This window comes from Streptomyces xantholiticus (genome assembly GCF_014651015.1).
In the GTDB taxonomy this organism is placed as follows: domain Bacteria; phylum Actinomycetota; class Actinomycetes; order Streptomycetales; family Streptomycetaceae; genus Streptomyces; species Streptomyces xantholiticus.
This window is the reverse complement of the sequence record NZ_BMWB01000014.1, coordinates 25,857-41,346: the sequence shown is the minus strand read 5'-3', so window position 1 is coordinate 41,346 and position 15,490 is coordinate 25,857. Positions and strand designations below refer to the sequence as shown.

Annotated in this window: 14 protein-coding genes; 11 read left to right on the top strand and 3 right to left on the bottom strand. The window is 70.6% G+C overall.

The window, feature by feature from the left end; genetic code table 11:
- Window positions 1-192: 192 nt before the first annotated feature.
- Both IE198_RS20570 and IE198_RS20565 read right to left on the bottom strand, forming a co-directional pair.
- On the bottom strand, window positions 193-564 hold the full coding sequence (locus IE198_RS20570; RefSeq protein WP_229834140.1) for a DUF8063 family protein: 372 nt from the start codon (window positions 562-564) through the stop codon (window positions 193-195).
- A 669-nt stretch (window positions 565-1,233) separates the two neighbouring features.
- Entirely contained in the window at window positions 1,234-1,830 is a 597-nt protein-coding gene (locus IE198_RS20565; RefSeq protein WP_189888701.1) for a TetR/AcrR family transcriptional regulator, read from the bottom strand.
- Window positions 1,831-1,891: 61 nt separating this feature from the next.
- On the opposite strand from IE198_RS20565, the gene IE198_RS20560 reads away from it, so the two are divergent.
- The 9 genes from IE198_RS20560 to grpE all read left to right on the top strand — a co-directional run bounded on the left by IE198_RS20560 (window position 1,892) and on the right by grpE (window position 11,649).
- Window positions 1,892-2,398 carry a DUF3995 domain-containing protein gene (locus IE198_RS20560; protein WP_189888699.1) on the top strand — a complete coding sequence of 169 codons (507 nt, stop codon included), beginning with the start codon at window positions 1,892-1,894 and terminating at the stop codon, window positions 2,396-2,398.
- Window positions 2,395-2,775, top strand: coding sequence for a DUF6463 family protein (locus tag IE198_RS20555; RefSeq protein WP_189888697.1), 381 nt, complete (start codon window positions 2,395-2,397; stop codon window positions 2,773-2,775). Before IE198_RS20560 ends, IE198_RS20555 begins: the two co-directional genes overlap by 4 nt.
- 135 nt (window positions 2,776-2,910) lie before the next feature.
- Complete coding sequence (locus tag IE198_RS20550) at window positions 2,911-3,651, top strand: SDR family NAD(P)-dependent oxidoreductase (protein WP_189888695.1); 741 nt, start codon at window positions 2,911-2,913, stop codon at window positions 3,649-3,651.
- Between the two features lie 1,038 nt (window positions 3,652-4,689).
- The gene (locus IE198_RS20545; protein ID WP_189888693.1) at window positions 4,690-6,195 is read left to right on the top strand and encodes a SulP family inorganic anion transporter; all 1,506 of its coding nucleotides are present in this window, start codon (window positions 4,690-4,692) and stop codon (window positions 6,193-6,195) included.
- 262 nt (window positions 6,196-6,457) lie between these two features.
- Window positions 6,458-7,066 carry a hypothetical protein gene (locus IE198_RS20540; protein WP_229834139.1) on the top strand — a complete coding sequence of 203 codons (609 nt, stop codon included), beginning with the start codon at window positions 6,458-6,460 and terminating at the stop codon, window positions 7,064-7,066.
- A 111-nt stretch (window positions 7,067-7,177) separates the two neighbouring features.
- Complete coding sequence (locus tag IE198_RS20535) at window positions 7,178-7,510, top strand: hypothetical protein (protein ID WP_189888691.1); 333 nt, start codon at window positions 7,178-7,180, stop codon at window positions 7,508-7,510.
- An 881-nt stretch (window positions 7,511-8,391) separates the two neighbouring features.
- The gene (locus IE198_RS20530) at window positions 8,392-8,850 is read left to right on the top strand and encodes a J domain-containing protein (RefSeq protein WP_189888689.1); all 459 of its coding nucleotides are present in this window, start codon (window positions 8,392-8,394) and stop codon (window positions 8,848-8,850) included.
- 115 nt (window positions 8,851-8,965) lie between these two features.
- Window positions 8,966-10,843, top strand: coding sequence for a molecular chaperone DnaK (gene dnaK / locus IE198_RS20525; protein WP_189888687.1), 1,878 nt, complete (start codon window positions 8,966-8,968; stop codon window positions 10,841-10,843).
- Entirely contained in the window at window positions 10,840-11,649 is an 810-nt protein-coding gene (gene grpE, locus IE198_RS20520; protein WP_189888685.1) for a nucleotide exchange factor GrpE, read from the top strand. The genes dnaK and grpE overlap by 4 nt, the downstream gene beginning before the upstream one ends.
- A gap of 120 nt (window positions 11,650-11,769) precedes the next feature.
- Here the strand turns inward: grpE and IE198_RS20515 are convergent, their stop codons facing one another.
- Complete coding sequence (locus tag IE198_RS20515; protein WP_189888683.1) at window positions 11,770-13,182, bottom strand: DEAD/DEAH box helicase; 1,413 nt, start codon at window positions 13,180-13,182, stop codon at window positions 11,770-11,772.
- Between the two features lie 694 nt (window positions 13,183-13,876).
- Here IE198_RS20515 and IE198_RS20510 point away from each other — a divergent pair.
- Together IE198_RS20510 and IE198_RS35365 are read left to right on the top strand one after the other, a co-directional pair.
- The gene (locus tag IE198_RS20510; protein ID WP_189888681.1) at window positions 13,877-14,941 is read left to right on the top strand and encodes a hypothetical protein; all 1,065 of its coding nucleotides are present in this window, start codon (window positions 13,877-13,879) and stop codon (window positions 14,939-14,941) included.
- 41 nt (window positions 14,942-14,982) lie between these two features.
- A complete protein-coding gene (locus IE198_RS35365; RefSeq protein WP_373299910.1) occupies window positions 14,983-15,213 on the top strand; it encodes a hypothetical protein in 231 nt (76 codons plus the stop codon).
- The last annotated feature ends 277 nt before the right edge of the window (window positions 15,214-15,490 follow it).

Sequence of the window (15,490 nt, the reverse complement as noted above, 5' to 3'; positions counted from 1 at the left end):
CTCACCCGGCCGCTCCCGGTGGCGGTGGAGCCTACGCGCGTGCTGCGTGGGGCGCAGCGGATCTCTGCAGGTCAGCGGCCGCCACGCCAGTGACGGCCGCTGCGTCGGTCCATCGGGTGTGGGTGGTGGCTCGTGCTCGTCCCACGGTTCACCACCCACACGTGTGCGTTCCCGGCCTAGCGGAGGGCGTCCTCACGCACGGACACGTCCACGGTTGTGCCTGCGGACGAGGTAGAACGCCCCGGCCGCCGCGGACCCGGCTGCCATGCTTGCGCCGATGACCATCTCCGCCGTGCCGGGTGTGTGAGAGCCGCCGAGACCGCCCTGCGTCGCGGCTCCCCTGAGGACCGTGAAGTTGGCGCTCGCGCTGCGGCCGGAACACGTCACGGTCAGCCTGGCCGCCCCGGGTGTGGCGGTGTTGTCCACCCGCGCCGTCGCCGTGGTCGTCGCCCCGGCGGGCAGGTGCACGGCGGGGAAGACCGCGGAGGTGACCGTGCCGCCGCTCGTACAGCCGCTTGCCGTCACGGAGAGGGTGGCGCCCTGATGCACCTGTGACGGACTCACCCGCACATTCGACGGCCCGCCCGCAGGCGTGCCTCCTGCCCACGCCACGGTCGGCGACAAGGCCAGAACCGCACCGGCCGCGCCGGCACCTATCCACATCCGAGAAACCCGCATCGTTTCCTCCTCGACACCAGCACCACCCCGACGAAGCCTCGGGAGATGGGCGAAAGCTCTGCCACGCACAACACTCGCTGCGATCCCCGGCAACGACACACCCACGTCACCCGCAGCAGAGCCGCGAGAGTCACAAAAGGGCAGGTCAGCGCAGATTTTTGGGGACGCCGAGTCGGGGGCGAAGGATGGTGCAGATGGCCCATACCCGTCATGTGGTGCGCCCTGTCCAGTCAGCGGGCACCAGTGGGAACTGCGGACCGGGCGGGTGCGCGCCAGGAAGCGGACGAGGCCGGCCGGCGTCCCGAGGACGTATTCGCGGCGGAGCGGCAGCGCAGGGCACAGACGAGGGCCTGGGCGAGCGGGGACCGGTTGGTGGGCTGCGGATCTTGCTGCGTCCGGTGCTGTTGGCCCGCGTTCGGACCTTTACGCCGGTCCGAAGGGTCTATCGACCTGAGGCAAGGACGGTGACCGTGCCCGTTGGGCGACGTCCTCCTGTGGTATCGGCCACCCGGCCGCGCCGGGGACCTCGAGGACCGGTCCGGACGGTGGCGCGCTCTACTCCGGCTCCGCCAGGTGCTTGGCGGAGCGGGCCAGTTCGCTGATGAGGTGCTCGAGCGCCGCGGTGGCGGTGGGGCCGGTGGCGGCGACTTCGGGCACCAGGTCGCTGGCGGAGCGTCGCAGTTCGAGCCATCCGAGGTAAGTGGCGTACGTGGTGACTGCCTGACGCCGTGCCGGGGCGGGTGCGAGGCCCAGGTCGGTGTAGAGCTCCGTGAGGTAGGCGATCCGCCGCTCGGTGACCCGTCGCAGGACCGGGGCGACGGCGGGGTGATCGGCGTGGGCGACGATCGCGGGCTCCAGGCCGTTGATGTCCTCCTGCCCCAGCGCGGCGGTGAACAGAGCCGTCAGCCGCTGCCGGGGATCGGTGATACCGCCCAACTCCGAGATCAAAGCTGTGGTGTTGTCGTGCTCCCACATTTCCAGCCCGGCCGTCAACAGCGCATCGCGGTCCTTGAAGTGCCAGTAGAAGCTACCCCGGGTGGTCCCCAGTTCGCCCGCGAGTGCGTTGACCGATACGGCGGCGACTCCGCCGCGTGCCATCGCGCGCAGTGCCGCGGTGGACCAGTCCTGGGGGGTGAGGTGCCTTCTTGCCATGTCCGTACAGTACTGTATGGTAATTCCATACAGGGGTGTATGGATGGATTGGGGGAGCGGTATGACACTGACGAAACTCGCCGGAGGGACGGCCGCAGTCGGCCTCGCCGCGATCGGGGTACTGCACGGGGTCTGGATCTTTTCGACCTGGCCGCTGGCCAACCGTGCGGAGTTCGCCCGTACGGTCGTAGGGGTCGCTGAAGCGGACCTGCCCACACCGGAGTTGACCGCCGCGGCCGCGGCGGTGCTCGGGGTGGCGTCCTATGTGACCGCGGCTCGGGCCGACTTGGTCCCGCAGATGCGGCCACGTCGCTTGGTGCGCCAGGGCGTATGGGGCGTCGCGGGCGTGCTGATTCTGCGAGGTGCGGCTGGTCTGGTTTCCTCCGGACTGACCAGCCGACCGACCGATTTCACCCGCTGGGACCTGGCGCTGTACTCCCCGCTGTGCCTGACGCTCGGGGGCCTGGCGGCGTACGTCGCTGTCTCTACGCGCCCCCCTCGCCGCGAAGGTCGGCGCCACGTCATCGGGAGACTTGAGGGCCGTAGGAATGGAGAAGACCGACGATGACCCGGTTGATACCCCGGCTGGTGATCGGACTCGCCGCGGTGCACTTCGCGGTCGCGCTGATCGCCTGGAGCACCTTCGGTGATGTCGCCCGCGACGGATTCTGGAACGCCTCCCCGGGAGAGCCGCAGCGCGAGTCCGAGATGTGGTTCTTCCTCGCAGGGTTCGGTTTCCTCGCCCTCGGCACACTCAGCCGACGTGTCGTCCGTGACACCGGCAGGCTCCCGGCGCAGCTGGGCTGGTATCTGCTCGCCATCGGAGTGCCGCTGCAGATTCTCTGTCCACTGTCCGGCGCACCCGGACTGATCGTGCTCGGGGTGCTGGCACTGATCGCGGCCCGGCGGGACAGTGCGGGGGAGGGCCGCCAAAGACCCCTGTAGGCAGCCACCGGCCGTGGGCACGCTCATGGTCGCCCGGACACCCGAGGGTGCTCATGGTCACCCGGCCTGCTCACAAAATCGCGGAGTCTGCACCTCGTCGAGCTGGGCAACGGAGCCATGGCAGGATCCGCGAACATGAGGATTGAACGATCCGATCGGCCCGTCGCTCTCGTCAGCGGGTCCACGTCGGGAATCGGCGAGGCCGTCGCGCGGAGGCTGGCGGCGGACGGGATGCGGGTCGTCGTGCACTCGCGGCGCAGTGCGGAGGCCGGGGAAGCGCTGGCGGCAGAGCTCGGCGGGGCGTACGTGCGAGCCGATCTGGCGGTGGAGGAGGAGGCCCGAAGGCTGGTCGAGGCGGCGCTCGACCGGTACGGGCGGCTGGACGTGCTGGTGAACAACGCCGGCATCAGCCGGCCGATCCCGCACGACGACCTGGCCGCGGCGACACCGGCGGACTGGCGGCAGCTGCTGGAGGTCAACCTGATCGCGCCATGGGTGCTGTGCACGGCGGCACTTCCGGCGCTGCGCCAGTCGCCCGCGGGCGGCAGCATCGTGAACGTCACCAGCCACGCCGGGGTGCGCCCCAAGGGCTCGTCCGTGCCGTACGCGGCGAGCAAGGCCGCGCTGAACCACGTGACCCGGCTGCTCGCGGCCGCGCTCGGACCCGAGGTGCGGGTCAACGCGGTGGCGCCGGGCCTGGTGGACACGCCGATGACGAAGGACTGGGCGCAGGCGCACGAGCTGTGGCGGGACCGCGCCCCCATGCGCCGCCCGGCCCAGTCCGCCGACGTGGCCGACCTGGTGGCGTCGGTGATCGCCAGCACCTATCTCACCGGCGAGGTCATCGTGCTCGACGGCGGGCTGAATCTGACCTGAGAAGCCGACCCTGGCCGTCGCCGCCACAGCGGTGGGTGATGGGCGATGCCGGGCCCCTGGGCGGCCGGCCCGTCGGCGGCCCGGCGTTGCACGGCACTCCGCAGTGACCGGCGCGGCCTCCCGGAACACCCGTTCGCGAAGAAGTCCGATTTTCTGCTTTCCACCCCTTTTGTCGGTGTGTGTGGAGCGCTATTCTGGTAGGGCCTACGGGGCGAGCGAGGGAGTTCGACCGGAGTAGCCGACTTTGGCGGAAGTTGCCGCCGGGGCCGACGTCGACGGTCGGGCTGAGAGGTCCGAAGGTCGAAAGACCGGAGGACGACCCCTATTACCTGATCCGGGCAATACCGGCGCAGGGAGCCCGTCTCGTAGGTTCTTTGTGTGCCGAAGTCGCGGGCAGCCGTCTCTGGCTCCCGGAGAGCGGCCTGGGGTCGGTGCGGGGGGAGCCGCTTCGTCATTTTCGAGTCGTTTCGAGCAGCCCTGGTAGCACTGCGGTGCCCGCGAGTGCCGGCTGCCGAGGTCCGCACCGCCCGGGCCGCGTCCCACGAGGCATGGACGAAAAAGCCGAACAAGCACGCCTACTGACGTACCGTCATCCGGCTGACATGGAGGGCGCGGTCTCAGGGAGCGTCGTGCGAAGCACGAGGGAGGCGCGGGACCGGGGGTCAGGCGCGGGTAGAGTTGCCCCCGCGAGGCCGGCCGACCGCCCGGCCTCAACCCTTGTGGTGCGGGCCCCGGGCCCCGGGCCTCGCCCGCTGCCGTGTGTCGGGGCCGATGGCGCCCCGGTGAAGATCCGATTCTCTGCAGGAGAGAGCGTGCGCGAGCCCATGACGCCCAGCACGGCTGCCTGCCCGCCGTGACGCTTCGTCCCCGGATGTGAGCCCGGCTGCGCCGACGCGCAGGGCTTGGCCCCGTCCCTTTCAGCTTCCGGCTCCGCATCGCGGGGTCGCTCCGCGGGGTACCGCCCCGGTTCCTCCGCGTCCTCCCGCACGCCCCGGCCCGCCGCAGGGGTGAGCCCGAGCAGGACAGGCTCTCGTTTCCTTGTCTTCTTCCCTACCGTCACCCGCCACGTGCCTGCGCGCCTTGCGCCCGGACTGGCTGACCGACCCGAAGGTCTGGCGCACCGAGGTGCTGGCCGGCCTGGTCGTTGCCCTCGCGCTGATTCCCGAGGCGATCTCGTTCTCGATCATCGCCGGCGTCGACCCCGCGATCGGCCTGTTCGCCTCCTTCACCATGGCCGTCACCATCGCCGTCGTCGGCGGGCGCCGGGCGATGATCTCCGCCGCGACCGGCGCCGTCGCGCTGGTCATCGCCCCCCTGAACCGCGAGCACGGCCTCGGCTACCTGGTCGCCGCCGTCATCCTGGCCGGTGTCTTCCAGGTGATCCTGGGCGTGCTCGGAGTCGCGAAGCTGATGCGGTTCATCCCGCGCTCGGTGATGGTCGGCTTCGTCAACTCCCTCGCCATCCTGATCTTCATGGCCCAGGTCCCCGAGATGACCGACGTGCCGTGGGCCGTGTACCCGCTGATCATCGGTGGTCTGGCCCTGATGGTGTTCTTCCCGAAGGTCACCACCGTCGTGCCGGCTCCGCTCGTCTCGATCGTGATCCTCACCGTCATCACGGTCGGCGCGGCCATCGCCGTGCCCACCGTCGGCGACAAGGGCGAACTGCCGTCCTCGCTGCCGGTGCCGGGCCTGCCGGACGTGCCCTTCACCCTGGACACCCTGACCACCGTCGCGCCGTACGCCTTCGCCATGGCGCTCGTCGGGCTGATGGAGTCCCTGATGACCGCCAAGTTGGTCGACGACATCACCGACACCCACTCCAGCAAGACACGCGAGTCGATAGGTCAGGGCGTCGCCAACATCGTCACCGGCTTCTTCGGCGGCATGGGCGGCTGCGCCATGATCGGCCAGACCATGATCAATGTGAAGGTCTCCGGAGCCCGCACCCGCCTGTCGACCTTCCTTGCCGGCGCGTTCCTCATGGTGCTGTGCATCGTCTTCGGGCCGGTCGTCTCCGACATCCCCATGGCTGCCCTGGTCGCCGTCATGGTCATGGTGTCGTTCGCGACCTTCGACTGGCATTCCGTCGCGCCGAAGACCCTCAAGCGCATGCCGGCGGGGGAGATCTCCGTCATGGTGATCACCGTCGCGGCCGTCGTCGCCACCCACAACCTCGCCATCGGCGTGGTCGCCGGCTCGGTCACCGCCATGGTCGTCTTCGCCAAGCGCGTCGCCCACCTCGCCGAGGTCACCGCCGTCACCGATCCGGACGGCAGTACGGTGGTCTACCGGGTGACGGGCGAGTTGTTCTTCGCTTCCTCCAACGACCTCGTCGGCCGGTTCGCCTACGCCACCGACCCGGACAGGGTCGTCATCGACATGTCCGCGGCCCACATCTGGGACGCCTCCTCCGTCGCCGCTCTGGACGCCATCGAGAGCAAGTACGCTCAGCGCGGCAAGGCCGTCGAGATCACCGGCCTGAACGAACCCAGCGCCCACCTCCACGACCGCCTCAGCGGCGAACTCACCGGCAGCCACTGACCGGCACGTCGTACGAGGGCCGCCGCCCGGGCACGAGCCCGCGGGGCGGCCCTTGCCGCTCTCGTACCGCTGCTGCCCCGCCCGTCGTCCCCGAGCACCGCCGGCGAGCCGCCCCGCCTCCCACGGCCCCCGGTTCCCGCAGCCCCCGGATCGAAGCCGGCTCTCAACCGAACCACCTGGCAGGCTCGGTCACGTTCGACCCTCCGAGCACTCCGGTATCCCCCACGCCTGGAACGACGCCCAGGCCACCCGGATCGGCGTCATGCCGCGGGGCACGGGTGGCGCGCAGAAGATCCGCTGGTTCGACATCACCCAGGGCTACGCCATGCACCTCGCCAACGCGTACGAACACGCCCACGCCCGCATCGTCGTCGAAGGCCCGGCCGTCGGACGCGACGGCCGGCAGCGCTCCTGGAACACGTGGGTCGGCGCACCCGATCGCGGCGTCGAACCCAACTCGGGCTCGGCCCCCGGCGAGGCGGTCCTCGTCCCTGCCGCCGGCACCACCCACGAGGATGCCGCCTACTTTTCTCACCGTCGTCGGCGACCTCAACACCGACGCTTCCCGGCTGCCGGTCCTCGACGCAGGCGACATCACACTCCCACCGACCGCCACCATCCACCCGCTCCCCGCCCCGCCCCGTTCCCGTCATGCTCCACGGCTCCTGGATCCCCGACACCCCGGTGTGATCCACCGACGCCTCCGAGGCCGGGGCGCGGACCCGGCGCGGCTTCGGTGCGCCCCGGCGCGGTGCCTGCCCGGTCTCGTCACGTCGGGCGCACCAGCGAGGACGGCGGTGAACCGCGGCGAGCGGTCAGGGCGGCGAGTTCGGCGGAGGGGGATGAGCAGGACGATGGTTTGTTGGTGTGACGAGATTCCAAAGAGGGCATTCGGGTGGGACGCGGCAGAGACGGAAACCGTCCACAGGCCTCGAGCTGTCCTCACTCCCGACAACTCGCACAGCAACCTCGGGAGAGACTCATGACGGAGTGGCAGGCACCCTCGATGCCGTCGACCGGATGGTTCGCCGCCGACCCCCACCGTTTCCCCGATGTCGTCGACGATGACGATCTCGGCCGCATGGCCTACCGCACGTTCGAACACGCCGAATGCTCCGCGCCCGGGCCAGGCACGGGTCGGCGCACCGCGGTGTCCCTGGAGCCGTCGGACCGTCGGCGCCTGGAGCTGCACGCTGCCTTGACCACTGCCGGCGTCGCACCACTGCCGGGCGACCTCGCGGCCATCGACGCCTTGTGCGCTCTCGATGACACCACCCACACCGCGCTGCAGCGATGGCTCGCCCACACACTCTGAACCCTCCCCGGACCATGCGAGTCCATCCGGCGGCAGCGTCCGGCCCGTTCTGGGAGGCGCGCAGACTCCGGCACCCGCTCTGGACCGGCCCATCTCCGGACTGCGGCGGCTGGTCCGCCCGGACAGACACGGGACCGGGCCTTTTCCGACCTGACGCTGAGGCGTGATGAAGGACAACGACGGTCAGGCGTGCCGCCCCTGACCCGATCCGGGAGTCACCGACCCCGGGCGCTGAGCGTGCGGCCTCCCCGTGCCCGGTGTTCGGTGACGACTCGTCACGTCAACTGAACCGTCCGCGTGCCAAGACCTTCTCGGATCGGGCGGCTGCGCCGCGGCCGGGTTCGTGCTCCCTGCCACGCGGGCATGGCTTCCGCTGCGCCCCAGTGCTCTGCGCCAGCCGCGTGGTGCAACTGCCGTGCGAGAGGGGTCACTGATCCCACACTGACCGGCAGGCAAGGCGGTGGGCCGTCCGCCTCTCCACGTGTGGAACGGCGGCCGCTGTGTTGGGGCGAAGCTCACCCGGAGGCAGTGGCTCGCCGGCGGATCACCGAGGCGGGGTCGTGGATCCCGGCCGCACGGGCGCGGCGCTTGATCTCGTTGTTCACCTGTCCGGGCCTGCGCCGCGCCCGCGTCACCAGTACCGACCGTCGAGCAGGCCCCGGCCCGAGCGCCCCGCTCGGGCCCGGGCCGCCTCCGACATCAGAGCCCGCTACCGGCCCCGAAGACCCCCGTCCCACCTGAGACGTCCTTCCGGTACCCGCCGGTCACGTACCACGCGGAGACAGCCTTGACAACGACCGACTAGGGTTTTATGTACGTGTTTGGGACGATCACCAAGGTTTCAGGGTGATGCCGCCCCGCTCGGAGAGGAGGTGGGCCAAATGCCGGGGGCGTCCTTCTCTCGTGACCCCTACGCGGTGCTCGGCGTCGAGCCGTCCGCGACGGCACGCCAGATCACCACGGCGTACCGGCGGCAGGTCCGGGCCCTGCATCCGGACGCGGGCCCGGACCGAGGTGCCCGTCCCGAGGACCTTGCCGCCGTCGTGGCGGCGTACGCCACCCTCCACGACCCGGAGCGGCGGGAACGCTACGACGCCGACCGCCGGCGCGGCCGGCCCTCCGGAGCGCGGCGGATCCCCGTGACCGTCAGACGGGCCCCCGGCCCTTCAACGCCTCCACGACCCTCCCCGGACCCGCCGGTGGACCCCGGGGTGCCGCGAGGGGCCTGCGTGCGCGCCGGCCCTGTCCGGGTACACGTTCCTCCGCAGGGAGCCGCCCGCTCCTCGGATCCTCTGACGCTGCTCCTGCGGTGGGTCATGGAGGTGGACCCGTGGCAGTGACGAACCGCCTCGTCGCCGCACCGAGCGGTACGGCAGTGCCCACGGAGGTCGGACCTCCGGCACCGCGCGACCCCGGTGGGCGCGCCGACGAGCCTGGGCAGGAAGGAGAGCTGAGATGACCCGTGCAGTCGGTATCGACCTCGGTACGACGAACTCGGTGGTGTCCGTGCTCGAAGGCGGCGAGCCCACCGTCATCACCAGCACGGAGGGGGCGAGGACCACCCCCTCGGTGGTCGCCTTCGCGAAAAGCGGCGAGGTGCTCGTCGGTGAGATCGCCAAGCGCCAGGCGGTGACCAACGTCGAACGCACCGCCCGTTCGGTCAAACGGCACATGGGGGAGGCGCAGTGGCGCTTCCCGGAGTCGGGCTCCATCGACGGCAAGCACTACACCGCCCAGGAGATCTCCTCCAGGGTGCTGCAGAAGCTCAAGCGGGATGCGGAGGCCTATCTCGGGGAGGACGTGACGGACGCGGTGGTCACCGTGCCCGCGTACTTCAACGACTCGCAGCGCACCGCCACCAAGGAGGCAGGGGAGATCGCCGGCCTCAAGGTGCTGCGGATCATCAACGAGCCCACCGCCGCCGCGCTGGCGTACGGCCTGGACAAGGAGAACGAGCAGACGGTCCTCGTCTTCGACCTCGGTGGCGGCACCTTCGACGTCTCGCTGCTGGAGATCGGGGAGGGCCTGGTGGAGGTGAAGGCCACCAACGGTGACACCCACCTCGGCGGAGACGACTGGGACCAGCGGATCGTCGACCATCTCGTCCAGCAGTTCAAGAACGGCTACGGCATCGACCTGTCGAAGGACAAGATGGCCCTGCAGCGTCTGCGCGAGGCCGCGGAGCGGGCCAAGGTCGAGCTCTCCTCGGCGACCGAGACGACCATCAACCTGCCCTACATCACGGCCTCCGCCGAGGGCCCGCTACACCTGGAAGAGAAGCTCACCCGCGCCCAGTTCCAGCAGCTGACGTCCGACCTGCTCGAGCGCTGCAAGGCACCGTTCCACAACGCGATCAAGGACGCCGGCATCAGCCTCGACGACATCGACCATGTGATCCTGGTCGGCGGCTCCACCCGGATGCCCGCCGTCACCGAACTGGTCAAGGAACTGACCGGCAAGGAACCGCACAAGGGCGTGAACCCGGACGAGGTCGTCGCCATCGGCGCCTCGCTCCAGGCAGGAGTGCTGCGAGGCGAGGTGAAGGACGTCCTGCTCCTCGACGTGACCCCGCTGTCCCTCGGTATCGAGACCAAGGGCGGCATCATGACCAAGCTCATCGAGCGCAACACCACGATCCCGACCAAGCGCTCCGAGATCTTCACCACGGCCGAGGACAACCAGCCGTCCGTGCAGATCCAGGTCTACCAGGGCGAGCGCGAGATCGCGGTGTACAACAAGAAGCTGGGCATGTTCGAGCTGACCGGTCTGCCGCCGGCCCCGCGCGGCGTCCCGCAGATCGAGGTCACCTTCGACATCGACGCCAACGGCATCATGCACGTGACCGCGAAGGACCTGGGCACGGGCAAGGAGCAGAAGATGACCGTCACCGGCGGCTCCGCCCTGCCCAAGCAGGACATCGATCGCATGATGCGCGAGGCCGAGCAGCACGCTGAGGACGACCGGCGCCGCAAGGAGGCGGCCGAGACCCGGAACCAGGCGGAAGGCCTGGTGTACAACACCGAGAAGCTGCTGCGCGATCAGGCGGACAAGGTCCCTCAGGACGCACGGCAGGAGGTCGAGACGGCGATCGCAGACCTCAAGGAGAAGCTCAAGGGCGATGACACGAACGCGATCCGTGAGGCAACGGAGAAAGTCGGCGTGGCCGCCCAGAAGGTCGGCTCGGCCATCTACACCAAGGCCGCGCCCGAGGGTGCCGGCTCGGCAGGCGCTGCCGGCGGCCAAGCGGCCGGCGAGGGCCGGAGCCAGGCGGAGGACGACGTCGTCGACGCCGAGATCGTCGACGAGGACAGGCGGCAGGGAGGTGAAGGATGAGCGTCCCGAACGACCGAAGCGCTTCCGGGAGGGAGCGGCGTCCGCCCGTGGTCATCCGCGACCGGCGCCGGATCGATCCGGTGACCCTCCAGCCGCGCGGGATCCCCGAGGCACCTGCGGCCGGAGCCTCGACGAATCCCGATGCCGGAGCGGGACACGGCACGGGCCGTCAGCGGCTCCCGGAGCCGGAGCCGGAGCAGGGGCGCGCGGCGAACGCTCCTGCCGGCGGTGAGCAGGCTCAGATCGCGAAGCTGCGGGCGCAGCTGTCCGAACGGACCGCCGATCTGCAGCGGACGAAGGCCGAGTACGACAACTACCGCAAGCGCGTGCGGCGAGACCGCACGGCGGTGCAGGAGATCGCCGTGGCCAACGTTCTCGCCGCCCTGCTGCCCCTCGTGGACACCGTTGAGCAGGCGCGCGAGCACGGCGAGGCGTCGAAGGCGTTCACGTCCGTAGCCGACCTGCTCGAAGCCGAACTGGCCGCGCTCGGCCTGCAGTCCGTCGGGGACGTGGGGGAGCCGTTCGATCCGACGGTCCATGAGGCACTGGACTACACGGAGTCGGAGCAGCAGGAGTGGCCCGTCTGCAGTGCCGTACTGCGTTCCGGTTATCGGGTCGGTGACCATCTCCTGCGGCCCGCCCAGGTAGTGGTCACCGGTCCGCCGACAACCGCCACGGGCCGTAAGGGCGGTGCGGGTGTCGGCACGGGCTCGGGCGCCGGAGGCGGCACGTCGGCAGCCGGCGAGCAGGGACTGCGGGAGCCTTGGGGGAAACGCGGTGAGCGCGGGTCTCCGCCCGACGTCTGATCCCGCCCGTCGGCCGGGCTACGAGCAGCCGGGCGGCGAGGCAGCCCGGCGCGCACCCGGTCACGCTCCGCGGGCGGTCGGACGTGACGGGTGCCCCCTCGCCGTCGGGCTCCCCGGCCGTCAGTGGCCTCTGCGTATCCGGGCGGCTTTGCGAGCCTCCGCGGTCTTGCGGGCTTCGGCGGTCCTGCGGGACTCCTTGGGGGCGCGGCCGGGACGGGTGCCAAGGCCGCGGAAGGGCGCGTTGCCGCTGGTGGCCTTGTCCCCTGAGGGCGGGCGCCTCGCGCCTGTGATGCTGGTCAGCTTCTCCTCCCCGGAGCGCACCTGAGTGACCGTCGGCCGGATCCCGGCGCCGGACATCATCCGGTTCACATCTCGCCGCTGGTTCGGGGTGACGAGGGTGACCACGCTGCCCGGCTCGCCCGCGCGTGCCGTGCGACCGCCTCGATGGAGGTAGTCCTTGGGGTCGGCGGGCGGGTCGACGTTGACGACGAGGTCGAGCGCGTCGACGTGGATGCCGCGGGCGGCGACATTGGTGGCCACCAGCACGGTGATGTCACCATTCTTGAACTGCGCGAGCGTGTGCGTGCGCTGCGGCTGCGACTTGCCGCTGTGCAGGGCGGAGGCCCGGATACCGTTGCCGCGCAGATGTCGGGTGAACTGGTCGACGCCGAGCCTGGTGTCCAGGAACATCAGCACCCGGCCGTCCCTGGCAGCGATCTCGGTGGCCGTCGCGTACTTGTCGGCGGGGTGAATGTGCAGCACATGGTGCTCCATCGTGGTGACCGAGCCCGCCGCCCGGTCGACCGTGACGAGTACCGGGTCGTGGAGGTGGCGCCGGACCAGGTGGTCGATGTTGCGGTCGAGTGTGGCCGAGAACAGCATCCGCTGCCCGTCGGGGCTCACCTGATCCAGGAGTTCCGACACCTGCGGCAGGAACCCCATGTCGCACATCTGGTCCGCCTCGTCCAACACCGTGATCCGCACCTGGTCCAGATGACAGTCCCGGCGCGCCACCAGGTCGGTCAGCCGCCCCGGAGTGGCGACGACCACATCGGCGCCGGCCCGCATCGACCTCGCCTGCTGCCCGATCGACAATCCACCGACCACCGTCGCCAGCTTCAGCCGGAGCGCCAGCGCGTACGGTGCCAGCACGTCGCTCACCTGCTGCGCGAGTTCGCGGGTCGGCACCAGGACCAGCCCGAGCGGCCGCTTCGGCTCGGCCCGCCGGCCCGCTGCCGTACGGACGAGCAGGGCCAGCCCGAAGGCGAGGGTCTTGCCCGACCCGGTCCGCGCGCGGCCGAGGATGTCCCGGCCGGCCAGCGCGTCGGGCAGGGTGGCCGCCTGGATCGGGAACGGCTCCGTTATCGCGCGTTCGGTCATCACCCGCACGACTTCCGGTGGCAGTCCCAGTTCGGCGAAGGACTCGGCGGGCGGCGAACCGGTGGTCGGCGTCGGCGTCGGTCGTTCGCCCGGCGCCGTCCCCCCGGTCTCGTCGGCATCGGAATGCCCAATGGCTGTCGGCTTCGCGTTCATGGGGGACCCTTCCGTGGTCTGGCGCCCGGAACGAACCGGGGCCCGCACCCCTTGGCACGGGCCCCGAGAACGACGAAGCGTCCGGCCATTTTACCAGCGCACCCGCCCGCTCCAGCCGGTCCGCGCGACCCCGGACCGGGGGCCGCCCGCGGACTTCGCCGGTGTGCACCATCGGTCTCACGCTGCGTAGGGCTGCCCCTCCGACGTGCGATCTTGTGGGCGAGGCGTGCGGCCGGGTGCCGGTCGCGCGGGTCGACCTCGGGGCTCCGGGATTCGGCGAGCCCGGCGTCACCGACGGCTACGACGACGTCCCAACACCTCCCGCACAACCCACCCGCTGTATCTCCTGGCTTACGAACTCATGGCCTGCGGTACGCCACTTCGGCAGGCCGCCGGCCTTTCCACGGCTGTCGCTCGGCCTCCTCGTCGTCACCGCCCGGTGTCCGCTGAACAGAGACGAGACCGATGTGCGGAATCCCGACCTGCGTCGGGCGGAAGCCGACCTGCGCAACCTCAACACCGCCGAGGACCCGACCTGCGTCGCAGCAGGGAGAGCCTCGGCCTGTGGTTCGACGTCGTCACCGACGACCTCCCTCAGGTCCTGTCCGCCGCCCCTGACGCAAGGCTCTCCGCCGGCGTCGCCCGACCGCTCGACACCGGCCGCTCCGTCAGCGAGGTCCGTTACCTTCGGACCATGTCGATCACCGCACAACTGCGCGACTCGGTGAGGCTGCCGGGTGGGGGCGCACTGGTCAACGGCTTCGCCTTCGAGAGCCGCGGGGACGGGCCGCGCCGCGCCCTCCTCCAGAACGGGCAGGAGCTGGAGGTCTACGACCTGCACGAGGTCTTCGCGGGGGAGCGGGCGCCGACCGCCGTCTTCCCCCTTCCCTGGCCGGGGTGGAACCGCGGTGTCCACTCGGTGAGCCCCGAAGGCACGTTCGCGGTGTTCTCGGGTCAGCGCGCGGTACGGGCCGTGGGACTGGGCGGAGAGACGCTGTGGGAGTACCGGCACGGCTGCTGGGGGCCCGAGATCGGTCACCCGCATACGGGGGACGAGCAGGAAGTGTGCCGCGGCCTCGAGCACGGATCATGCCGGATCTCCGGCGACGGCCGGCTCGTCTGGGCGCACGTCGTCGTCGAGCCGGAGGAAGACAACCGGGAGGAGTGCTGGGTCGTCCTGGACGCCAGGGACGGACGAGAGCTGGCCCGGCTGCCACTGGACAGCGCAGCCTCCGGCTCGCACCACCTCTCCCACCCCGACGGTGTCCACATGGGTTTGTGTATCGGCATGGGCCAGGACGGCATCCTGCTCCACTGGGCGCGCTGGAACGGCGAGAAGCTGACCGGCTGGGACCTCAACGGGACCATGGACCGCATCCTGATGGACGTCCACGCGGGCCATCCGGGCTTCCTGACAGTCGAGCACTACGGAGCGGACCTGGAACTGCACGCTCTGGACGGCGCCGTGCTCGCCGAGGGTACGCCCGAGCCGGCCGAAGACGAGGACCCGCTCTGCTGGGACTACGGCTGCGGCTTCGTCGATGCCGACACCGTCATCGCCTCGACGCTCGAATCCGACGGAGACCCGCAGCGGGCCCGCCACTGGCTGCTCGACGCCCGCACCCTGGAGATACGCGGGACGGTCGCGTATCCCACCGGCCCTGTCGACAGTTATGTACGCCCCCTCGGCGACGGGACCTGGCTCACCTACGACGACGGGAGCGAGACACTCAACCGCTGGACCCAAGGGGCGTCTTGAGCCCGCAGGGCCAAGGGATCGGATCCGCTGTCCTGCGCACGGTGCTGGAGCGGACCGACGCGCAGGGGATGACCGTGGGTTTGAACGTCTTGCAGGGCAGTGGTGCACGTCGACTCTACGAGCGCCACGGATTCGTCGCGGAGGCCAAGGACGCGATCGACGTCTCATGGTGCGCCCGCCGGGGACGAGCACCGCTGCGAAAGCCTGACCTGCGACGGTGCGAGGCCGGTCAGCCCGCCGACCTGCTCGAGGAACGTCGGTCGTCGTCGTGACGAGGCCCGGCAGGCCGGCCACGAGCGGCGGTTGGACCTCGCGGAGTTCAACGTTGACGACGCCGCCGATCACGTCCATGACGGCGGCGGAGCAGGGCCGTGACGACGTGACGAAATTCGTTTCGTGACGGCACCTGGGAGCGGGTCTTCACCGCGTTGTCGCCCGGGCTGACGCCGCTGCGGATCTGATCTGGGTCTTCGCGGTGGACTCCTCGATCGTGTCCACCCCCCGGCATGCGGCCGGAGCCCGCCACAACGGGCTCCGGCCGGCGAGCCG